Source organism: Desulfuromonas sp., assembly GCF_002868845.1.
GTDB lineage: Bacteria > Desulfobacterota > Desulfuromonadia > Desulfuromonadales > BM501 > BM501.
Map to the genome: position 1 here is coordinate 166,544 of NZ_PKUB01000018.1, position 22,468 is coordinate 189,011.

Here is a 22,468-nt window from a genome sequence, read left to right on the forward strand (position 1 = left end):
ATCGACATTTGGAGGAGCAGGTCCGCGGGCTCAAGGACTTGCTCCGCGTCGCCCAGGCGGTCGTCTCCTCCCTCGACCTGGACGAGGTCCTGCAGAACATTCTGGGCAGCGCCATGGGCATCATGGAGATGCCCGCCGGAAGCATAGCCCTCTACGACCCGAAAATGGAGAAGCTTTCCCTCCACGCCCACGACGGACTGAGCCGGGCGTTCACGGGGCGTCAGAGCTGGAGAGTCAAGGAGGGGGGCTTGTCCCACCACATCCTGAGCTCCGGTGAGCCCTTGAGCGTCGAGGACACCGACCGCCTCTCGTTCAACCTCGACCCGGTGACCCGCTCCGAGGGAATCCGCTCCATCGTCGCCGTTCCCCTTAAAGTACAGGACGCCATCGTCGGCATTCTCTACCTGGACGATTTCAGGCCCCGCGCCATCGATCCGGAGAGGCGCGGCGACCTCTCCATCCTCGCCAGCTTCGCCGCGATGAGCATCGCCAACGCGCGGCTCCACAAGGAAATGAGCCGGCTCGCCCACACCGACGGCCTGACCGGACTCTTCAACCATCGCCATTTTCAGGAAAAGCTCCGAGTCGAGACGGCCCGTGCGGCTCGCTACGGCAAGCCCCTCTCCCTGGTCATGTTCGACATCGACGACTTCAAGGCTTTCAACGACGCGCACGGGCACCCGAGCGGAGACAAGGCGCTGATGATCGTGGCCGAGATCCTGCGGGATGCCCTGCGCGAATGCGATCTGCTCTTCCGCTACGGCGGCGAGGAGTTCATGGCGATTCTCCCCGAGACGAGCCTCCACGAGGCCCTGGTCGCCGCCGAGCGGGGCCGGAGCGCTCTTGCGGAGATGTCGGCGGAACGCCTGGCCGGGATGGATTTCGAGGGGCTGACCGCGAGCGTCGGGGTCGCGTCCTTTCCCCGGGACGCCCGGGGCCCCGAAGAGCTGCTCCGGGTCGTGGACGGCCTCCTCTACCGGTCCAAAAGGTGAGGGAAGAACCGGGTCAATTTCATCGCCAAGGAGTTTCCGCCCCCCATCCGGAATGGGCGCATCAAGCTCTGAACCCTTCCGGGCGCCTTCAGCCGTGGCCTACTCCGTGGTCCCGGCCCGCTTCCTTCTTCACTCCTTTCGAGAACCACCCCTCTCCAGAGACGACTTCATTCGGACACGGATCAGATCCGATCAGATCGGATTTCCCGATCAGCATCAATATTCCACTGCCGCGAAAAGAGTTCCCTCTCCATGAGGGAGAGGGTCAGGGTGAGGGGGTGAATGGTTGGAGCCATTGACCCCGTGGCCCCCTCGTCCGGCCTCCTCTCTTGGGGTATAATTCAGCGAGTATAAGGCAGTTTTAAGTTGCCAAAGCTCATGACGGATGGTAGCTTCTGACCATCCGGGAAGCCCTATGTTTCCGCCACCTTCCAGAGACCTTATGCCCATCTATCTTGACAACGCGGCCTCCTCCTTCCCCAAGCCCGAGAGCGTCTATCGCGCCGTCGACAAGACCCTGCGCTCGGCGGGCAATCCGGGGCGGGGAGGGCACGGCATGACCATCGCCGCCGGGCGCCTGATCTTCGAGACCCGGGAGCTGCTCGGGGCGCTCTTCGGGGCGCCCGATTCGGCGAGAATCGCCTTCACCTCCAACGCGACCGAGGCGATCAACACCGCTCTGTTCGGCCTGCTCCTCCCCGGCGACCGGGTCGTGACCTCGACTATGGAGCACAACGCCGTGACCCGCCCGCTGCGGGTTCTCGAGGGTCGGGGCGTCACCGTGGTCAAGGTTCCCGCCGACCGGACAGGTTTCGTCGATCCCGAAGAGATCCGCCGGGCCTGCGCCGAGAAGACCCGCATGGTGGTCCTCAGCCACTGCTCCAACGTCACCGGGACGCTCCAGGCGGTCGAGGAGATCGGGCCGTGGTGCCGCAAGGAGGGAATCCTCTTCCTGCTCGACGCGGCCCAGAGCGCCGGGGTCTTTCCCGTCGACGTGGAAGCGATGGGGATCGACCTGCTCGCCGTTCCCGGGCACAAGGGCCTGCTCGGCCCCCAGGGGACCGGGGCGCTCTACGTGCGCGAGGGGCTGGAGCTGACCCCGCTGATGTACGGCGGAACGGGGGGGCACTCCGCCTCGGACCTGCCGCCGGAGACGATGCCCGAGCGCCTGGAGGCCGGAACCCTCAACACGCCGGGGCTGGCCGGGCTTCGGGCCGGAGTGGAATTCCTCCTCGGCGAGGGGATCGACGCCGTCCGCAGCCGGGAAGCCGAACTGCTTCGCCGGCTCATCGACGGGTTGGGTCAGATCGCCGGGGTGACCCTTTACGGTCCCCTCGACCCCGGGCGCCACGGCGGCGCCCTCTCCCTCGATATCGAGGGAGTCGACCCCTCCGAGGCCGGTTTCCGCCTGGAGCGCGAACACGGCATCCTGTGCCGGGTCGGGATGCACTGCGCCCCCGACGCCCACCGCACTATCGGCACCTTCCCCCGTGGGACGGTGCGCCTCAGTCCGGGCTACTTCACCACCGGCGAAGAGATCGACCGGGCGCTGACCGGCCTCGCCGCCCTGGCACGGTCCAAGGCGTCCTGATCCGACCCGTCCCCGGCACCATGTGTCAATCCTTCTGGAGGGTGTGATGAAAAAGACCTACATTCTCGATACCAACGTCCTGCTTCACGATCCCCAGGCCCTTTTCAAGTTCGAGGACAACGACCTCGTCATTCCCATCACCGTGATCGAGGAGATCGACCACTTCAAGAAGGATCTCAGCGAGACGGGGCGCAACGCCCGCCAGGTCTCGCGGATCCTCGACGGTTTTCGGCAGAAGGCCTCCCTGGTCGACGGCGTCCCCCTGGAGAAGGGCGGAATCCTCAAGGTCGTGCTCTTCACCGAAAAGACCCTGCGGCGCCTCCCCCCCGAACTCACCGTGGAGCGGGGGGACAACCGGATCCTGGCCGTCGCCATGGAGAAGCAGGCCAACTGCGACGGCCCGGTCGTGTTCGTGACCAAGGACACCAATCTGCGCATCAAGGCCGACGCCGTGGGGATGCTCGCCCAGGACTACGAGTCGGACAAGGTCAGCCTCGACGAACTTTATTCCGGCACCGCCGAGCTGGAGGTGGACGCCAACGATGTGGACCGGTTCTACGGACAGGGCTACATCGACATGGAAGGGGATTTCTATCCCAACCAGTGCATGACCCTGACCGACCGGGGCAACTCCTCCCACACCGCCATCGGGCGCTACCAGGCATCGACGAGGCGCATGATTCCCCTCGTGCGCCCCCCGAAGGAGGGGGTCTGGGGCATCCTGCCGCGCAACCGGGAGCAGCAGTTCGCCTTCGACCTGCTGCTCAACGACGATGTCCAGGTCGTCACCCTGGTCGGCAAGGCGGGCACCGGCAAGACCCTCCTCGCCATCGCGGCGGGCCTGCTCAAGGTCGCCGACGAGGCCGTCTTCAGCCGCCTGCTCGTCTCGCGGCCCGTCTTTCCCCTCGGCAAGGACCTCGGCTTCCTGCCCGGGGACGTGGAGGAGAAGCTCGCTCCCTGGATGCAGCCGATCTTCGACAACGTGGAGCTGCTCCTGTCCGGCGTCGAGGAGAGGGGCAAGCGCAAGCGCGGCTACCGGGAGCTTGTGGACATGGGGATCCTGGAGATCGAGGCGCTCACCTATATTCGCGGGCGCTCCATCCCGAAGCAGTACCTCATCGTCGACGAGGCCCAGAACCTCACCCCCCACGAGATCAAGACCATCGTCACCCGGGCGGGGGAGGGGACCAAGATCATCCTCACCGGCGACCCCTACCAGATCGACAACCCCTACGTGGACGCCTCGAGCAACGGCCTGACCTACGTGGTGGAAAAATTCAAGGGTCAGGATATCGCCGGCCATGTGACCCTGACCAAGGGAGAGCGCTCGGCCCTCGCCGAACTGGCTGCCAACCTGCTTTAAACCGCGGGCCGTGAACGGCAAGCGGAATTATCGAGCTTGCCCGGGTTTTACCGATCACCTGTCACCGATTACGGATTTTTATGCTTCTGCTCTGCATCGAAAGCTCCTGTGACGAGACCGCCGCCGCCGTGGTGCGCGACGGCCGCCAGATCCTCTCCAGCATCGTCGCCTCCCAGGTCGACGTCCACGCCCGCTACGGCGGCGTGGTTCCCGAGCTCGCTTCGCGCAAGCACGTGGAGGCCATCTCCGTGGTCGTCGAGGAGGCCCTTGAGAAGGCCGGCACCGACCTCGACGCCATCGAGGGGATCGCGGTGACCCGGGGGCCCGGCCTCGTCGGGGCGCTCCTCGTCGGGCTATCGGCCGCCAAGGCCATCGCTTTTGCCCGGGACTTGCCCCTGGTGGGGCTGCACCACATGGAAGGGCATATCCTCGCGGTCAACCTCGAAGAAGAAGTCCCTTTCCCCTACCTGGCCCTGGCTGTCTCCGGGGGCCACACTCACCTTTACCGGGTGGAGGGGATCGGGCGCTACCGGACCCTCGGCCGGACCCTCGACGACGCCGCTGGCGAGGCTTTCGACAAGGTGGCCAAGCTTCTCGGGCTCTCCTATCCGGGCGGGATCCTCATCGATCGCCTCGCCGCCGAGGGCGACGCCGGGGCGGTCGCTTTTCCGCGCCCCCTGCTTCACAAGGACAACCTCGATTTCAGCTTCAGCGGCATCAAGACCTCGGTGCTCAACTGGGTGCGTAAGCAGAAAGAACCCGTCGAGGGGCAGCTGCTTCGCGACGTGGCCGCCAGCTTCCAGGAGGCGGTCGTCGACGTGCTGTCCCAAAAGACCCTGCGGGCCGCCCGCCAGGAGGGGCTGGAGCGGATCGTGGTGGCCGGCGGGGTGGCCTGCAACAGCGGCTTGAGGACGCGCCTGCGCTCTCTCGGCGAGAAAGAGGGTCTAGCGGTTCACTTCCCGAGCCCGGCCCTGTGCGGGGACAACGCCGCCATGCTCGGCGTCGGCGGGGACTTCTACCTGTCCCGGGGAGTGCGGGGCGACCTGAAGCTCAACGCCTTGTCCAGCTGGGTTCTCGACGAAGTCGTGGACGAGTCGGGCGCGCGATAGGGGGCGGGCGAAGCAGCGATCATGTGGAAGAGACTCGGCTTAATTCGACAGGGCAAACTCGGCCTGCTGCGCTTCGTGCGCCTGAGGGGGAGCCCCGAAGAAATCGCCAAGGGGCTGGCCCTGGGGATTTTCATCGGCATGACCACCACGTTCGGCATCCAGATGGTCCTCGCCGTCTTCTTCGCCATGCTGCTGCGCGAGAACAAGCTCGCCGCGATTCTCGGGGTCTGGATCTCCAACCCGGTGACCGCTCCCTTTATCTACGCCCTGGAATACGAGGCCGGTCGCAGCATGCTCGGCCTCGAGCGGGTCCGCCTGCCCGACGAGTTCACATTCAGTGCGCTGAAAACCCTCGGCTGGGACGTGCTCGCGCCCCTCTGGATCGGAAGTCTCGTCTGCGGCCTCATCTGTGGGGCCCTGTGCTTCGCCCTGACCCTGCGCACGATCCCCTCGGTGCGGGCGATGCGCATTCCGCGCTGGCCCCGCAGGCCCCGCAAGGGATAAGCGGCCCGGCGCCCCACGCCAACGGATGGCAAAGGTCCCTCAGCTAATGAACCATCGGCCGAAAAAGCGCTTCGGGCAGAACTTCCTCCGGGATTCGCGCATTGTAGACCGTATCCTCGGTGCCGCCGATCTTGGCGCTGACGAGCGGGTTCTGGAGGTCGGGCCCGGTCTCGGCGTTCTGACCGACCGGCTCCTCGGCCTCGCCGGCGAGGTCGTCGCTTTCGAGATCGACCGGGACCTGGCCGAGCAGTTGCAGAAGCGGCCCGACCCCCGCCTGACCGTCCACCTCGGCGACGCCCTTCAGATGGACTGGGCGGCCCTGCTGCCCCACCCCCCCTACAAGCTCGTCGCCAACCTGCCCTACAATATCTCGAGCCAGATCCTGTTCCGGATTCTCGATCATCGGGACCGGTTCGGGCGGCTGGTGCTGATGTTTCAGAAAGAGGTCGGTGACCGGCTCTGCGCCCTTCCGGGAACCAAGGACTACGGGGTGCTCTCCGTCTTCTGCCAGCTCTGGTTCGATATCCGCAAAGTCGTGACCGTCCCTCCCGGAGCCTTTTTCCCGCCGCCCAAGGTGACCTCCGTGGTCCTTGCCTTCGACCCGCTTGCGACCCCCCGTGCCTCCGTCGGCGACGAGGCTTTTTTCCGCCGGGTCGTCAAGGCCGCCTTCGCACAGCGCCGCAAGACCCTGCGCAACACCCTGATTGCCGCCGGTTTCCCGCGTGAGGCGGTCGAGGCCGCCCTGGTTCGAGCCGGCATCGATCCGGGTCGCCGCGGAGAGACCCTCGATTTAAAGGAATTCGCCCGCCTCGCCGATGAGTTGGCAGAGGCCCCCTAGCCCGAACCGGGCCGCCCGCGTGGCGCCCGGAGGAGAGAATCGATGTCCAAGCCCATTCTGCGGGTAAACGGAACCCCCATCAGCGATACCGACCTCGAAAACGCCGTGCAGGGCTACGCCATGGAACTGCACCGCAAAACCATGGACCAGCTCAGCGCCGACGAACGCAAAGAGATCGAGGCGCTCGCCAGGGAAAAGCTCGTTGCCCGCCAGCTGATCTACCAGGAGGCCCTTGCCCGGGGCATGGTCGCCGACGACGAGGCGGTGTTGAAGGAGGAGGCGAAGATCATGCGCAACTTCCCCTCCGAGGAGGAGTTCTACGCCACCCTGGAGAAGGCCGGACTCGACCGGACGGCCTATCACCGGATGATCCGCCAGGACCTCTCGGTGAATATGCTGACCGAGCAACAGGCGGCGGAGGTTGAAGAGCCGAGCGCCGAAGAGGTGGAGCGGGTTTACCGGGAGAACCCGGACAAGATGCAGAAGCCCTGCAGGGTGCGCGCCTGCCACATCCTGGCGAAGTTCGGGGAGGAGGGGCGGGACAAAGCCCTGGAGCGCATCGCGGAGATCGAGAAGCGGCTCGGGTCCGAGGATTTCGCCCAGCTGGCCCAGGAGCATTCCCAGTGCCCGAGCGGGGCCCGGGGGGGCGACCTCGGCTTCTTCCAGAAGGGGACCATGGTCAAGGCCTTCGAGGAGGCGGTCTTCGCCCTGAAGGTCGGTGAGGTCGGCCCGGTGGTCGAGACCCAGTTCGGTTTCCACCTGGTCAAGCTTATCGACCGCCAGGAGGCGGCTCCGCTCGACCTGGCCGAGGCCGAACCGAAGATCAGGAAATTTCTGAAGGACGAAGCCGGGGCCAGGCACCTGAAAGACTGGGTGGCCGGGCTGCGGTCGCGGGCCGTTATCGAGGAGGAACCTTGAGCCGAATGGGTGGCGCCGACCCGCTTGTCAGGTGCGTTCCGATGAATTAGGGTTTAATGGAAATGTTGGAAACGGGGCGATCCCCTGGTTCACCGACCCGGTGGGTTTGACGTCGCCGCGTCCCCGGCGGTTTTCACGCCACGCGGAGGGTAGACATGAAAATCATCACCGAATCTCGGCGACACCTGGCCGACCGTCTGGACCTTGCGGAGAAGATCTCCCGGGTGCTGGCTCTTGTCGAGGCCGAGTACGACGGGGGAAGGCTGGAGTCCCTCAAATCCCTGGTCGACGCCCTTCGCGACCACACTCCGCTGTCCTACCTGCTGGCCCCGGACACCGGCCAGGCCGTCGAATGGCTGAGGGCCCTTTTCGACCTGATCGAATCCCGAACGGACGAGGTGGCCGTGCGATTCCTGCCATTCGGGCAGGAGGGGTACGCCCTGCTCGTGACGAATGCCCCCGACGCCCCTTTCCTGGTCGATTCTGTCCAGGACTATTTAAGCAGGCAGGGACGGCATTTTCACATCGTCACACACCCCATCCTCACCGTAAACCGTAGCGCCGGCAAAGCGATTCAGATCGGTGATCTCGACCTGAAGGGGCCCCGCGAGTCCCTGATGGTCGTCGAACTCGAAGGGGGCGACCGGGACAAGGATCCGGCTCTGGCGGCAGGGGTGGAGGATGCCTTGCGCACCGCTCTCGAGGTCGAACGGGACCAGGCCGCCATCTGGGAGCGTTTCAACGCCCTCGAGGCGGATGCCGAGACGGAGAGCGCTCGGGAGTTCTGGAGCTGGCTGCGCGACGGCAACTTCGTTCCCCTGGGCTGCCGCGGCCTCGAGGTCCGGGGCCGGGACGCCACCAGCGCCACGGTCCTGGAGACGGAGGGGGCGGCCCTCGGCATCCCCTTCGATCCCCAGCAGCCCTCTTGCTGCAATGAACGCCCTCTCCTCGACTTTTCCCCGACTTTCCGGAAGCGGCTTCTGCGCCGGGAGCAGGTGGTGGTGGGCGAGGAGGAGCGGCGAAGTCCCGTGCTGCGCTCCGATCCCCTGGTATACCTCGGATTCCGGGAAAAGGGCGAAGGAGAGGAGTGGCGGGAACACGCCTTCCTCGGGCTCTTCACCGAGAAGAGCATCGACGAGCCCGCCTTTAACGTCCCTCCCCTGAGGCGGCGCATCGAGGAGGCGCTGAAGACCCTCTGGGTGCCCCCCGGCTGCCACGATTGGCGCAAAACCGTCGAGATCTTCAACAACTTCCCCAAGATCGAACTCTTCTTCATGGCCCCGGAGGAACTCGTCGAGGCCGTGCGCTCCTTCACGCTGCTGCTGCGGCGGGGGCGGATAAAGGTGGCCGCCATGCCGAGCATGGACGGCGAGAGCCTGACCCTCCTTGTGCTCATGCCGCGGGAGTTCTACTCGCCCGAGACCATGCACCGCTACGAGGCCTACCTGTGCCGTCATTTCCAGGTGCCCGGGGTCTCATCCCGGGTCATTCATATCGCCTCCGAATATCTCAGCCTTCATGTCCGGGTCCAGCCCGAGCGCGAGGAGGTCAGGCTCGATCTCGAGCGCCTCGAGCGTGGCCTGACCCACATCGCGCGGCCCTGGGACTTCAAGCTGCGGGACCTGGTCGAGAGCAGCTTCAGGGGCCGCCGCGCCACCTCCCTGTGGGAAGAGTACCGGGAGGCATTCCCCCAGGAATACCGGGCCATGGTTCATCCCCGCTTCGCCATCCGGGACGTGCGCAACCTGGAGGCGGTCCGCGCCACCGGCAAGGAGGTCCTCGACCTGTGGGGCCCTTTCGGCGGAGAACCCCGTCATTACCGCCTCCAGTTCTACAGCCAGCGGGAAAGCTACCTCAACGAGCTCATGCCCCTGCTCGAGAACCTCAATCTCAGCGTTATCGAGGAGGCCGATTTCAACCTGAGCGTCGGGGGGGAGGTTCTGTACATCAAGAGCTTCTCGGTGCGCCGCGCCCCGGAGGAGGGTCGACCCCTCTCCGCCATCAAGGACCTTCTCCTCGAGGGCCTCGGCGCCCTGCGCAGCGGCGAACTGGAGAACGACTACCTTAACCGCCTTCTCGTGATGACCGGGCTGTCCTGGCGGGAGATCGACATCTTCCGGGGATACCGGAACTATTATTTCCAGCTCGGCTCCCCCTACACCAAGCGCCGGGTGGCCTTCGCCCTGATTCACAACCCCCAGGTGGCGCTTCTGCTCTACCGCTACTTCGAGGCCCGCTTCAAGGTCGTGCCGGAATGGGAGGACCTCCTGCGCCGTCAGGAGGAGGCCCTCTACCCCATCCGCCAGGAACTCATCTCCGCCCTCGAGTCGGTCTCCGACATCAACGAAGACAACATCCTGAGGACCCTCTTCAACCTCATCGATTCCACGGTGCGCACCAATTTTTTTCTGCGTCTCGACCGCGATGACTATTTCTTCTCATTCAAGATCAGCGCCCTCGGCATCATCGATATGCCGGCGCCCCGGCCGATGTTCGAGATCTACGTCCATTCGGCGACGATGGAGGGGATTCACCTGCGCGGCGGCAAGGTGGCCCGCGGAGGCCTTCGCTGGTCGGACCGGCCCGACGACTTCCGGACCGAGGTCCTCGGCCTCATGAAGACCCAGATGACCAAGAACGCCCTTATCGTCCCCGTCGGCTCCAAGGGCGGTTTCGTGGTCAAGACGCCCTTCGCCGACCGGGAAGAGGGGGCGGCCCTGTCCAAAGCCGCCTACCAGATGTTCATCCGGGGACTTCTCGATCTGACCGACAACCTGGTCGAGGGGAGGGTCGTGCGTCCGGTGGGCGTCGTAGCCTACGACGAGGAGGACCCCTACCTTGTGGTGGCGGCCGACAAGGGAACCGCCCACCTGCCCGACACGGCCAACGCGGTGAGCGCCGAGTACGGATTCTGGCTCGGGGACGCCTTCGCCAGCGGAGGCTCCCAGGGCTACGATCACAAGGAACTCGCCATCACCGCCCGGGGGGCCTGGGAATGCGTCAAGCGCCATTTCCGGGAACTCGGCCGCGATATCCAGAAAGAACCGTTCACGGCCGTGGGCATCGGGGACATGAGCGGTGACGTCTTCGGAAACGGCATGCTCCTGTCGGAGCAGATCCGGCTGCTCGCCGCTTTCGACCACCGGCACATCTTTCTCGACCCCGATCCCGATCCGGCGATCTCCTACCGGGAGAGGAAGAGGCTCTTCGGGTTGCCCCGTTCCAGCTGGGACGACTACGCCAAGGACCTGATCTCCCCCGGGGGAGGCCTTTTCCCCCGCAACGCCAAGGACATCCCCCTCTCGGCGGAGATCCGCAAGTGGCTCGGGGTGCGGCACGCGTCGATCGACGGGCCGGGGCTCATCCGCCTGCTGCTCTGCGCCGAAGTCGACCTGCTCTGGAACGGCGGCATCGGAACCTACGTCAAAGCGAGTTCGGAGAAGGACGAGGACGCCGACGACCGGGCCAACGACGCGGTGCGGATCGACGCCAACCAGCTCCGGGCCCGGGTCGTGGGGGAGGGGGGGAACCTCGGTTTCACCCAGCGGGCCCGGATCGAGTACGCCCTCGGCGGCGGAGGGATCAACACCGACGCCATCGACAACTCGGCGGGGGTTGACTGCTCGGACCATGAGGTCAATCTCAAGATCTTCATGGCCAAACTCGCCGAGCAGGGGCGGCTCTCCGGTGCCGGGGAGCGCAACCGGCTTCTCGACTCCATGGCTGAAGAGGTCTGCGCCGACGTCCTGCGCAACAACTACGGCCAGAGCCTCTGCCTCTCCCTCGACCTGCTGCGGTGCGCCGAAGACGTCGAGCCCTTCCTCGACCTCGCCGACCGCCTCGGGAGCGTCGGGCTGCTCGATCGCCGCGGCGAGTTTCTGCCGACTGTCAAGGAAGTCTCGGCCCGCGCCGGGCACTGCCTTACCCGGCCGGAGCTTGCGATCCTGCTCGCCTACGCAAAGATGCAGCTTTACCAGGCCCTGCTCGAGAGCGACCTTCCCCAGGGGGAGGGCGCCCGGGGATACCTGGAGTCTTATTTTCCCGACGGGGTGCGGGAGGCGTTCTTCGAGCAACTCGGAGACCATCCCCTGGCCCGGGAAATCACCGCCACCGTCATCACCAACGCCCTGGTGAACCAGGCCGGCTGTTCCTTCGCCCACCAGGCGTCCCGCAGGACGGGCCGCTCCATCGTGGAGGTCACCCGCACCTACCTTGCGTTCGACCGGATCCTGGGCGGGGCCGAGATCCGGCAGGGGGTGTTCGACCTGGACAACAGGATGGCGGCGGCGGAGCAGCATCGCTGCCTGCGCCTTCTCGAAGGAACTCTCGTCGGGTTGTGCGAGTGGGCCCTTCTTCAGGGAATGCCCGTCGCCCTGGAGGACAAGGCGATCGGCGCCCTGCGGGAGAGTCTGAGGGTCTTCGAGAAGAACCTGGGCGGGATCGTGCCGGAGCAAAGGTGGCAGGGGTGCCAGCAGGAGGCTTCGCAGTTGGAGGAGGCCGGCCTCGACCCCGAGTTGGCGCGGTGGATCACCCTCCTGCCCTTCATGGAGGACTTTCTGCCGGCCGTCTCTCTGGCGGAAAATGCCGGGGTGGACCTTTATTCGACCATGTCGGCCCTGCGCGAGGTCGGGGAGTCTTTCGGTACGCGGCAGGTCGTCAATTTGCTGGGACAGGTTCAAGTCCGCGATCGCTGGGACCGCCAGGCACAAAGGGCGCTTAAAGATGCCTTCAGCGCCACCGCCCTTGACCTGACACGCGCGGTTCTCACCGAAGCGGGTGGGAACCTTGAAGGGTTTATCGCCCCCCGGCGGCACAAGGTGAACCTTTACCGCCGGATGCGGGAGCGGCTGGGGGAGAACGTGCCGCCGAACCTGCATCCCTTCTCGGTCCTCGCCGACGCCCTCGGCGGCCTGCTTCGCTGAAGTTCATTACGTTAAGATAGATAAAACGGACCTGTAATCCAAAAACTATTTGTTGTGGTTTTCGCGGTAAAAAAACGGGGCGCCACTGGCGCCCCGTTCCCACGCATCCGCTCAGGATGCCGTATCAGTGCAGGGTTCCGATTTTTCGATAGCATGTGCCGGAGTCGGCCATGAAGTCGCAGTACTCTTCGCTCGTCTCCTGCAGATCAAAAATGCGGTACAGGTCCCGGGGCACGTCTCGGATGACCGACAGGATTTCCTCCCGGGTGCAGGCTTCGTCGAAGATGAACAGGTTGTTGGAACTGTCCGTTATGCTCAGGCGTTGGCCGAGTTCCGATGACCACCTGTCGTGCCAGTGGAATTCGTCCTCAATGAGCAACCCTTTCATGGGGCACCTCCCCTCTGTTGAAAATCTTTCCTCTCCTGAAATTCTATCCCTTGGAATCCCGTTGGCAAGGCCTGCCCTGCAAGGGGGGAGGGGAAGGGGAAACTTGACGGGGAAAGCCGATTTGGGCGATTATTAATCTCTATACTGTTCTCAGGAGAAAGATATGAAAAAACGAACCCTCGGACCCTGCGTCACCTTTTTCCCCCAGCCGACCACTCTCGTCACCACGGTCGGCACCGACGGGCGCATCGACCTGATGACCGCGTCCTGGGCCGGGGTTGTCAGCAAGACCCCCCCGACCATGGGCATATCCCTTCACCACGGGCGCCTGACCTACGCGCAACTGAAGGAGACGGGGTGTTTCGTGGTGAACATGGTGCCCGCATCCCTTGCCGTGGAAGCCGATTACTGCGGCCTGAAATCCGGCCGGGACGAGGACAAGCTGGCGCGGACAGGCCTGACCGCCGTCGAAGCGGCCCACGTGGCGGCGCCTCTCATCGCCGAGTCGCCTCTGAACGTCGAGTGCCGGGTGACCGGCGAGGTGGCGCTCGGGGAATACCGTCTCGTGCTCGGGGAGATACTCGAAATCCATGCCGACGAGGCGGCCTTCGGGGAATCGGGTACAATGGACGCGGGAACCTTCGACCCTCTCGTCTACCTGGGGGGAATCCGGGAGTACTGGAACCTGGGGCAGAAGAAGGCCGACGCCTACCGGGACGGGACGAAGCTGTTTCGCTAGGATCGTGGTCCCGGGCGATATCTTCCGGCATGCAAGAAAAAAAAGGGGACTCAAAATCAGGGTTCCTTTTGTCTTCGCGCCGCCGACGCATCCTTCTCGGTTTTGGTTGATCCCTCTTGTTTACGGTTGCAGGCCCGTTTTATTTTGGTCTCGGGAAAAAATTTAATTTAAAATGAAAATTTCTTCTGGACACCCTTAAAAAGGCTATGCTATAGCATAGAACGCTTTTTGAAAAACCTCGGCAGCCGGCCCGGAACGAGTGCCGGAGCCAGTACCGTTGCCGAGCGTTTTTTAAACCCATACCGCCTGGATCTGACGGACCGGGACGGAAGGCGATAGCGACCGTTGGGGGGCTTGCCCTTCATGGATCAATGCATGCCTTTCGGACCTCGTCCGGAGGGCATTTTTGCTTTTCGGCCCGGCGGTTTTTACGGAGCGCGAACCGAGTGAATAAACCGAAAACAGTTATCGATATCCAGCGGATGAAGGCCGAAGGGGAGAAGATCGCCGTCCTGACGGCCTACGACTATCCCTTCGCCCGGCTGATGGACCAGGTCGGCATCGACGTGATCCTCGTGGGCGACAGCGTCGTGTCGGTCGTCTCTGGCTACGAGACCACCCTGCCTGTCACCATGGACGAGATGGTCTACCACACCCGGGCCGTGGTGCGGGGGACCCGGAACGCCCTCGTCGTCGCCGACATGCCTTTCCTCTCCTACCAGGTCGACCCCGTCGAGGCCCGCCGCAACGCAGGGCGACTCGTCAAGGAGGGGGGCGCACAGGCGGTGAAGCTCGAGGGCGGCGAGAACGTCGCCGAGACCATTCGGGCCATCGTCGCCATGGACGTGCCCGTCGTTGCGCACATCGGTCTGACCCCCCAGTCGATCCACCGCATGGGGGGGTACCGGGTCCAGGGCAAGCAGGAGGAGCAGGCCCGGCAGCTGCTGGCCGACGCCCGTGCGGTCGAAGAGGCCGGGGCCTTCGCCCTCGTCCTGGAGGGAATCCCCGCGGCCCTCGCCCGGGAGATCACCGCAGCCGTCAGCATTCCCACCATCGGCATCGGCGCCGGGATCGACTGCGACGGCCAGGTGCTGGTTATCCACGATATCCTCGGGCTGTGCGAGAAGTACTCGCCCAAGTTCGTCAAGCGCTACGCCGACGTCTCCGGCACCATCAGCGGCGGCATCTCCGATTACATCCGCGAAGTGAAGGGCGGTCAGTTCCCGGGGGAAGAACACAGTTTTTAAACATAGCTGTAAGCTGGAAGCTGTCAGCTGAAAGTTTAAGCTGTGAAAGCAGGTGGATTGAAGGTTTGATTTCCTGGATACTGGATACTGCTTAACATGCATATCATCACCGACGTCAACGAGATGCAGCAGCGCTGCCTCGCGGCCCGCGAGGCCGGGAGGCGCATCGCCTTCGTGCCGACCATGGGCTACCTCCACGAAGGGCACATCTCCCTGCTGCGCGAGGGACGCCGGAGGGGCGACCTGCTCGTCCTCTCCATCTTCGTCAACCCGACCCAGTTCGGCGCCGGGGAGGACCTGGACGCCTACCCCCGGGACCTGACCCGGGACGCGGAGATGGCCGAGTCCGCCGGCACGGATCTGATCTTCGCGCCGGAGGCGCAGTCGATGTACCCGGGCGGGTACGCCACCTACGTGGACGTGGAAGGGATCACCGACACCCTCTGCGGCGCGAGCCGCCCTGGCCACTTCCGGGGGGTGACGACGGTGGTGGCCAAGCTCTTCGCCATTGTCCAGCCGCACCTGGCCTTCTTCGGCCAGAAGGACTTTCAGCAGCTCGCCGTCATCCGCCGTATGACCCTCGATCTCAACCTGCCGGTGGAGGTCGTCGGCATGCCGATCGTGCGGGAAGCCGACGGTCTGGCGATGAGCTCCCGCAACGTCTACCTCTCCGACGACGAGAGGCGTCAGGGGCTGGCCCTGTCGCGGGCGATCGCGCTGGCGCGGCAGATGGCCCGCGACGGGGTGGAGGACGGCGGTGAAATCCTCGCGGCCCTGCGCGCCCTGATCGACGGGGAAAAGGACGCGCGGATCGATTACCTGCAGATCTGTCACCAGTTGACGCTGCAGGAGCAGGCGCGGATCGACGGCGATTCGGTCCTGCTGATGGCGGTATTTGTCGGGAAAACGAGGCTGATCGACAACAGTTTTCTGCTTTAGCGATCGCACGGCGGCCGTTTCGCCGGCCGCTGCGACGAGTGGGATACAACGATGCCCAAGAACAGAGAAGCTGCACGCGCAAATCTTGAAAATCTTTACCGGATCTTCACCGTCCCCGAGGCGCCCGATTCGACCCTCGGCGCCATCGACCATGCGATCTCCGACGATGTCGCCGGGTTTCTGCAGACCCACATCGTCGCCCTCGAGCGCACCATCGAGGAGATCGAGGCCGATTTTTCGACCTCGGCCATCCCCGAAGAGCCGACCTACGTCTCCGAATACACCGAGTTCGTCAAGGAAAAGCTGGTGGCCCAGTCGGTGCATACCGCGGCCCCCGGATTCATCGGTCACATGACCTCGGCGCTTCCCTATTTCATGCTGCCGCTCTCGAGGATCATGACCGCCCTCAACCAGAACCTGGTCAAGGTCGAGACCTCGAAGGCTTTTACGCCGATGGAGCGCCAGGTCCTCGCCATGCTCCACCACCTTGTCTACCGGGGCGACGACGCCTTCTACGGGGAATGGATTCACGACAGCCGGCATGCTCTGGGCGCCTTCTGCTCCGGCGGCACCATCGCCAACGTGACCGCGTTGTGGGTCGCGCGCAACCGTCTTTTCGCCCCTGACGGGCAGTTCCGCGGAATCGCCCAGGAGGGGCTTGCCCGGTCCTTGAAACACCTCGACTGCGACGGGATTGCCGTTCTGACCTCCCGGCGGGGGCATTACTCTCTCGGCAAGGCGGCCGATCTGCTCGGCATCGGGCGGGACAACCTCGTGCTGATCGAAACCGACCAGAACAACCGCATCGATTTGAATCATCTGAGGCAGGAGTGTCGCCGTCTGCAGGACGAGAACATCCGTCCGCTGGCGCTCGTCGGCATCGCCGGGACGACCGAAACCGGCAACGTCGACCCCCTCGAGGCGATGGCCGCCCTCGCCGGCGAGATTGGCTGCCATTTTCATGTCGACGCCGCCTGGGGCGGGCCGACCCTCTTTTCGGACCGCTTCCGCCACCTGCTGGGCGGGATCGCCCGGGCCGACTCGGTCACCCTCGACGCCCACAAGCAGCTCTACGTGCCGATGGGGGCGGGGATGGTCGTCTTCAAAGACCCCACGGCCCTTTCAGCCATCGAACATCACGCCGCCTATATCCTGCGCCACGGCTCCAAGGACCTCGGCAGCCACACCCTGGAGGGATCCCGTCCCGGAAAAGCGATGCTGGTCCACGCCGGGCTGTCGATCATGGGGCGCAAGGGGTACGAACTGCTGATCGACATGGGGATAGAGAAAGCCCGGACTTTCGCCGGGATGGTGAGGCAGCACCCCGACTTCGAACTGACCAGCGACCCGGAACTGAACATCCTGACCTATCGCTACTGCCCGGCCGCGGTTCAGCAGGGGCTGGCGCACGCGACGGTGAAACAGAGCTGCCGCATCAACGCGGTTCTCGACGAAGTCAACCAGCTTTTGCAGAAATATCAGCGCGAAGCCGGCAAAACGTTTGTCTCCCGGACCCGCTTGCGGGCGAACGCCTATGGATCCAAGGTCATTACCGTCCTGCGGGTGGTCCTTGCCAACCCGTTGACGACTGACGAGATCCTGTCCGAGGTTCTTGCCGAGCAGTCCGCGATCGTCCAGCAGCCCGAGATTCCCTCCCTGATGAAGGAACTCGAGGCTCTCTGCGCGGAGATCGATGCAGCGGGTTCCTCCCCCCGTTTCGCCGCCGCGGGCCGTTAAGCTCTCCGTCATATCCCTTCTATCCCGCCCGTTTTCCTCCGGGGGCAGCGCCGGAATATGCCGGCACGACCGGAATTTCCGATGGCGGACCCATGGATCGATCACCGATGGACATGGTCTACACTGCCCGTTATCTCCTGCCCATGGTCGGCGCGCCGATCGAGGACGGTGCCGTCTCTATCCGCGGCGGCCGCATCGTTTCCGTCGGCCGCCGGCAAGACCTGCCACCCGCATCGGCCGGGGCTGCGGTGCACGATTTCGGGGATGCCGTTCTTCTTCCCCCGATGGTCAACGCCCACACCCACCTTGAACTGACCGATTTCCCCCGCTGGGCGAAGGAGTTGGGCGAGACCGGGGAGCCGGGCAGCTTCACCGACTGGGTCCTGCGGGTCATCCGGGTCAAGCGCGGCATCGATCCCGAACGCTACCGGCCGTCCCTGGAGGAGGGCATCCGCCGTTCTCTGCTGGCCGGGACCGGGGCGGTCGGGGATGTCCTCTCCTGGTTTCCCGCCCGCGAGGCCTACCAAGACTCCCCTCTCTACGGCCGACTCTTTCTCGAAACACTCGGCCGCGACCCGGAGATCGGCCGCAGGGTTCTCGGCACCATCGGAAGGATTCTCGACAAGGGCGGCGCATGGCGCCTCCAGTTCGGGGTCTCTCCCCATTCCCCCTACACCCTTTCGGCCGAGTATCTCGAAGACGTCCTCGACTTCGTTCGGCGCCGCAGCCTGCCTGCGAGCATGCACTTCGCCGAATCCCCCGAGGAGGTCGCCTTCCTGCTTGAATCGGAGGGGGACCTCGCCCGGGTTCTCTACCCCTTTGTCGGCTGGGGGGACATGCTCCCGCCCCCTGCCCGGCGCCGGCCGGCCCCCTACCTCGCCGAAAGGGGAGGGCTGGTCCCCTGGAACCTTCTCGCCCACGGCGTCCAGGTCGAAGGATCCGACTTCGAGGCGCTGGCCTCGGCCGGCTCACCGGTCGTTCTCTGTCCCCGCTCCAACGCCCGTCTCAAGGTCGGCAGGCCCCCCGCGGCCCGCTACCTGAAATCCGGGATCCCCCTCGCCCTCGGCACCGACAGCCTGGCCAGCAACGACTCCCTGTCTGTCTGGGACGAGCTCGCCTTCGCCGCCTCCTGGCTGGAGGAGGCCCCTCCCGAGGCACTGCTGCAAGCGGCGACCCTCGGCGGCGCCCGCGCCCTCGGCCTCGACGGGGAGATGGGCGCCCTGCAGCCCGGCTGGGGGGGGCATTTTCAGGTGCTGAGGCCGAAAGTCCTTCCTCCCCTTGACGAGTTATTTTCTTTCCTCTGCGCCCCGGGGCGCGGCGCCGAGGTGGCGGCCCTGGTCCTGGACGGGAGGGAGGTCTTGCCAAAGGGGTGATCTCCCCCTATAATGCCCCCCGATTTCCGCCCGGTGATAGACTGGAGGAAAAAGACCCGCAGGGGGAGAGGTGTCCCATGCTCGAAGAGATCGGAACCGTCGTCGAACTGAAGGGGAAGCAGCGGGCGGTGGTGCTCTGCAAAAGGGGCAGCTTCTGCGAACACTGCGCCTCTTCGGGGTTGTGCCGGATGGGGGACGACGAAAAGTCGATGCTGGTCCAGGCGCAGAACCAGATCGGCGCCCGGGTCGGCGACCGGGTCAAGATCGCCACGACCACCAAGAACTTTCTTCAGTCGTCCTTCTTCCTCTACATCGTGCCCCTGATCGGCCTCATCGTCGGCGCCGGCCTCGGCCAGGTCATCGGCATGCAGCTGGAAAACGGCCCCGACCCCAATCTGCTCGCGGCGCTCATCGGCACCGCCTTCCTGGTGGGGACGTTTCTTGTCATTCGCGTCGGCAGCAGGGCCATCCCCGAGGAGACCTTCATGCCCCGCATTATCCAGATCCTGACCGCCGAGGAAGAAACGCATGGGCATTAAGATCATCGCCACCAACAAAAAGGCCTACCACGAGTATTTCATCGAGGACGTCTACGAGGCGGGACTTGTCCTCACCGGCACCGAGGTCAAGTCGCTGCGTCTCGGTCAGGTCAACATCAAGGAGTCCTTCTGCCGCATCAAGGGGGGGGAGGTCTTTATCAACAACATGAACATCACCCCCTACGAGTTCGGCAATCGGGAAAACCCCGATCCAACACGGGTCCGCAAGCTGCTGTTGCACAAGGAGGAGATCCTCAAGCTGACCAAGCAGGTCGATGAGCGGGGCCTCGCCATGGTGCCGACAAAGATCTACTTCAAGAACAGCCGCGCCAAGATCGAGATCGGCGTCGGCCGAGGCAAGAAACTGCATGACAAGCGCGAGACCCTAAAGCGCAAACAGCACGACCGCGAGACCGCCCGCGCCATTCGCGAGCACCACCGCTAGGGTTGGTTTTTCGGTCAGGTTGTGCCATAATGGACATGTGAGAAGGCGGAAGGAATTGAGTGGAAAAGACATCCTCTGTGACTCGAAAAATCGAGCGAATCAGACGAGCATATTTTCCATCGTTCCTTCCACACCCTCACCATTTTTTTAACCAACAGAATGGGGGTGCCAAGGTTTCGACGGGGATTGGAAGCGAAGGTTGCATGCCGGAGTGGGCAGGCTCCGTAAAAAAGCCCAACACATACAAACGCCGATACTGACGTTCGTTACGCACTGGCCGCTTAAATAAGCGACCACGTTTCTTGACCCATCGCCCGTGTGGGACTTGAAACGTTATTCAGCGGGATAGTTTCAGTGAGTGTCTGCGGCACTGGGGCGAAATCAAGCAGGCTCGCCCGAAGGAAATCCTGTTCGTGGGAGTTTCAAGGGTTAATTCAATACACGAACTAAGCATGTAGAAGCCTTACGTGAAAGATTTTCGGACGCGGGTTCGATTCCCGCCACCTCCACCATTTTGAAAGGGGTAGACTGCATCTGCGGTCTACCCCTTTCACCGTTTTGCAAAGGGCGGGAATCGAAGCGAAGCGAGCGCTGACTTAATGTCAGAAGAGCGGCCAGGGACGGCCGCGTCAGCGAGCGGAGGGGGGCCTGCGCAGGGGAGGGCGGGATGCCCGATCCGTAGTTGGCGATCTCCCGCCACCGGTTCGGATAGATCACATCTGCGGTCTACCCCTTTCATCGTTTTGCATTAACGGGATTCGAAGGGCAGGGCCTTTTTCATCCATCTTCCGGCTGCGGGGCGGACCCTTCTTCCTCGAAGGTTTCCCTGCCCCCGGCCTCCTTGAAAGACACCACCCGCTGGGCGAAGGGGATCTCGATCCCTTCGCGGTCGAAGGCCTCCTTGATCAGTTTTCGCAGGGCGAACCCGGCCTGGCGGTGGCGGCCCGGTTTCACCCGGGTCACGGTGCGCACCAGCAGGGCCGAGTCGCCGAAGTCTTTCAGCCCCCTGATCTGGGTCGGTTCGAGGACGTCGGCGCATTCCTTCTGGAACTGGCTGCCCACCTCGCCGAGGACCCGGTAGACCTGGTTCAGGTCCGACTCGTAGGCCACCCCCACCTCGACCACCGCGTGGGTGTACTCCTTGGAAAAGTTCACCACCTCGCCGATCAGTCCGTTGCGCAGGATGTGGACCTGCCCGTTGGGGTCGCGGATGCGCGTGGTGCGCAGGGCGATGGACTCGACCGTGCCGCGGGCGTTGCCGGTCTCCATGTAGTCGCCGACCAGGTAGAGGTTCTCGAAGAGGATGAAGAATCCCGAGACGACGTCGTTGATCAGGGGCTGCGCCCCGAAGCCGATGACCACCCCGAGGATCCCCGCCCCGGCGAGGATCGGCAGGGGGTTGAGGTCGAAGGCTCGGAGGATGAGGACGAAGGCGACGAAGTAGACCGTGGTCCCGAGCAGGCTCTTGACGATCGGCCCGATGGTCAGACGCCGCTGCCGCTCCACCTCCGAGGCGTCGTCCTCGCCGGACAGGGAGCGGTCGACGAGGAGGTTGGCGATCTCCACCGCCACCTTGGCGAGAAAGACGATGCCGATCGCCTTGACAACCTTCGGCCCGTAGACCGCCAGGTGTGCGATGAACTGCAATTGACTCAGGACCACCGTCGCCACCGCGACGTAGATGACGTATTCGAGGCAGCGGCGCAGCAGGGGGACGAGGGCGCTCAGCCGCTCGTACCAGCCGAGGTAGCCCTCGCGGTACCAGTACTTCTTGCTCAGCGCCTCGAGGCTGTCGATGATCACCGCCATGGTGTGGACCAGAAGGAGGCCGAGGGCGACTGCCAGGTAGATGTTCAGGGCGATGGTCAGGTAGCCGGGGACCGCGGCGGGGAAGGGGAGGAGGCCGCTGGCGACGATGAGCAGGCTCAGCCAGATGGCGTTGCTGACGATGCGCCGCAGCGCCGCGAAAAAGGCGGTGATCGCCTCGTCGTTGGCCCGCAGCTGCTCGAAGGCCATGGCCCGCCCTTCGAGGACGCCGATCAGTTTCCGGAGCCAGCGGACGATCAGGCGGGCGGCGATCACCAGGGCGACGACCTTGGCCGCCCCGATCCCCAGCTGCTTCCAGAAATCGGGTGGGATGCGGGCGAACTGGTCCCGGGTGGCGGTGAAGACGTCGACCCCGCGGTAGATCAGGAGGCCGTTGTAGGCGGCGACTGCGGCGCACAGCAACAGCCCGGCTCCGAACAGGGCCCAGCGCACCGATCGGCGCAGCGCCTTGGCCCGGCCCTGAAACCGGCGCAGGGGCGGGATCGCGTCGAGGCGGCGAAAGGCGAGCCGGACGACGGCGTCGAGCAGCAGCAGGGCGACCACGACGATCGCCAGCTCGCCGCCGATGACCGCGAAGTCGCGGTAGAGCCCCTTGATTCCCGCAAGCGCGTCGAGCACGGTTCCCTCCTGGCTGCGGGCCGCAGTGGTATCGTGGCCCGGGATGCTTTTATTGTAGATGAGGGGAGCGGGGGCGCAAGGCGAGGCGGGGAAGGGGGCTCGGGAAAGTCAAGATCGGCCTCACGCCCGTTCGCTTGCGCTCTCTCAAGGTCGCTGAGGACGCAAAGGGACAGTCGAAAACCGGTGGCCGCGACCCGTGAACCGGAATGGCGCACTTTTCTTTCTCGTTACCCGTCACGCGTCACTTGTCACGGACTCTTTTCTCACGCCCGTTCGCTTTGCTCATATATGGTCTCCCCCCGCTTTGCAAGGGCTTGTGAACTGAATGACAGGGACAGGATTGCTGCCGTATATCCGGCCTCTCTGTGAGAGAACTCAA

General features: G+C 64.5%; 17 protein-coding genes and 1 other RNA gene. 16 read left to right on the forward strand and 2 right to left on the reverse strand.

The window, feature by feature from the left end:
• Positions 1-8: 8 nt before the first annotated feature.
• The 8 genes from C0617_RS05845 (at position 9) to C0617_RS05880 (ending at position 12,237) form a co-directional block, all read left to right on the forward strand.
• Positions 9-992, forward strand: coding sequence for a sensor domain-containing diguanylate cyclase (locus C0617_RS05845; protein ID WP_291316075.1), 984 nt, complete (start codon positions 9-11; stop codon positions 990-992).
• A gap of 442 nt (positions 993-1,434) precedes the next feature.
• On the forward strand, positions 1,435-2,583 hold the full coding sequence (locus C0617_RS05850; protein ID WP_291316076.1) for an aminotransferase class V-fold PLP-dependent enzyme: 1,149 nt from the start codon (positions 1,435-1,437) through the stop codon (positions 2,581-2,583).
• Positions 2,584-2,629: 46 nt separating this feature from the next.
• Positions 2,630-3,946, forward strand: a complete 1,317-nt coding sequence (locus C0617_RS05855) for a PhoH family protein (RefSeq protein WP_291316077.1) — start codon at positions 2,630-2,632, stop codon at positions 3,944-3,946.
• An 80-nt stretch (positions 3,947-4,026) separates the two neighbouring features.
• Complete coding sequence (tsaD, locus tag C0617_RS05860; RefSeq protein ID WP_291316078.1) at positions 4,027-5,055, forward strand: tRNA (adenosine(37)-N6)-threonylcarbamoyltransferase complex transferase subunit TsaD; 1,029 nt, start codon at positions 4,027-4,029, stop codon at positions 5,053-5,055.
• Between the two features lie 21 nt (positions 5,056-5,076).
• Positions 5,077-5,559 carry a DUF2062 domain-containing protein gene (locus tag C0617_RS05865; RefSeq protein ID WP_291316079.1) on the forward strand — a complete coding sequence of 161 codons (483 nt, stop codon included), beginning with the start codon at positions 5,077-5,079 and terminating at the stop codon, positions 5,557-5,559.
• Positions 5,560-5,605: 46 nt separating this feature from the next.
• Positions 5,606-6,397: a 16S rRNA (adenine(1518)-N(6)/adenine(1519)-N(6))-dimethyltransferase RsmA gene (gene rsmA / locus C0617_RS05870; RefSeq protein ID WP_291316080.1), complete on the forward strand. Its 792-nt coding sequence runs from the start codon at positions 5,606-5,608 to the stop codon at positions 6,395-6,397.
• 42 nt (positions 6,398-6,439) lie between these two features.
• Entirely contained in the window at positions 6,440-7,315 is an 876-nt protein-coding gene (locus C0617_RS05875) for a peptidylprolyl isomerase (RefSeq protein WP_291316081.1), read from the forward strand.
• Positions 7,316-7,470: 155 nt separating this feature from the next.
• Positions 7,471-12,237 carry an NAD-glutamate dehydrogenase domain-containing protein gene (locus C0617_RS05880; RefSeq protein WP_291316082.1) on the forward strand — a complete coding sequence of 1,589 codons (4,767 nt, stop codon included), beginning with the start codon at positions 7,471-7,473 and terminating at the stop codon, positions 12,235-12,237.
• 124 nt (positions 12,238-12,361) lie between these two features.
• On the opposite strand, the gene C0617_RS05885 is transcribed toward C0617_RS05880, so the two are convergent.
• Positions 12,362-12,625 (reverse strand): hypothetical protein, encoded by a 264-nt coding sequence (locus C0617_RS05885; protein ID WP_291316083.1) that lies wholly within the window; start codon positions 12,623-12,625, stop codon positions 12,362-12,364.
• A gap of 163 nt (positions 12,626-12,788) precedes the next feature.
• On the opposite strand from C0617_RS05885, the gene C0617_RS05890 reads away from it, so the two are divergent.
• From C0617_RS05890 to ssrA, 8 genes are all read left to right on the forward strand, one after another.
• Positions 12,789-13,364: a flavin reductase family protein gene (locus tag C0617_RS05890; RefSeq protein ID WP_291316084.1), complete on the forward strand. Its 576-nt coding sequence runs from the start codon at positions 12,789-12,791 to the stop codon at positions 13,362-13,364.
• A 446-nt stretch (positions 13,365-13,810) separates the two neighbouring features.
• Positions 13,811-14,611 carry a 3-methyl-2-oxobutanoate hydroxymethyltransferase gene (panB, locus tag C0617_RS05895; protein ID WP_291316085.1) on the forward strand — a complete coding sequence of 267 codons (801 nt, stop codon included), beginning with the start codon at positions 13,811-13,813 and terminating at the stop codon, positions 14,609-14,611.
• 96 nt (positions 14,612-14,707) lie between these two features.
• On the forward strand, positions 14,708-15,550 hold the full coding sequence (gene panC / locus C0617_RS05900; RefSeq protein ID WP_291316086.1) for a pantoate--beta-alanine ligase: 843 nt from the start codon (positions 14,708-14,710) through the stop codon (positions 15,548-15,550).
• 51 nt (positions 15,551-15,601) lie between these two features.
• Positions 15,602-17,287 carry a pyridoxal-dependent aspartate 1-decarboxylase PanP gene (panP, locus tag C0617_RS05905; protein WP_291316087.1) on the forward strand — a complete coding sequence of 562 codons (1,686 nt, stop codon included), beginning with the start codon at positions 15,602-15,604 and terminating at the stop codon, positions 17,285-17,287.
• Positions 17,288-17,379: 92 nt separating this feature from the next.
• A complete protein-coding gene (locus C0617_RS05910; RefSeq protein WP_291316088.1) occupies positions 17,380-18,660 on the forward strand; it encodes an amidohydrolase family protein in 1,281 nt (426 codons plus the stop codon).
• Between the two features lie 77 nt (positions 18,661-18,737).
• The gene (locus C0617_RS05915) at positions 18,738-19,199 is read left to right on the forward strand and encodes a SoxR reducing system RseC family protein (RefSeq protein WP_291316089.1); all 462 of its coding nucleotides are present in this window, start codon (positions 18,738-18,740) and stop codon (positions 19,197-19,199) included.
• Positions 19,189-19,644, forward strand: coding sequence for an SsrA-binding protein SmpB (gene smpB, locus C0617_RS05920; RefSeq protein WP_291316090.1), 456 nt, complete (start codon positions 19,189-19,191; stop codon positions 19,642-19,644). The genes C0617_RS05915 and smpB overlap by 11 nt, the downstream gene beginning before the upstream one ends.
• Before the next feature lie 161 nt (positions 19,645-19,805).
• Positions 19,806-20,156, forward strand: a transfer-messenger RNA (tmRNA) gene (gene ssrA, locus C0617_RS05925).
• A gap of 265 nt (positions 20,157-20,421) precedes the next feature.
• Here the strand turns inward: ssrA and C0617_RS05930 are convergent.
• Entirely contained in the window at positions 20,422-22,089 is a 1,668-nt protein-coding gene (locus tag C0617_RS05930) for a mechanosensitive ion channel family protein (protein ID WP_291316091.1), read from the reverse strand.
• Between the last annotated feature and the right edge of the window lie 379 nt (positions 22,090-22,468).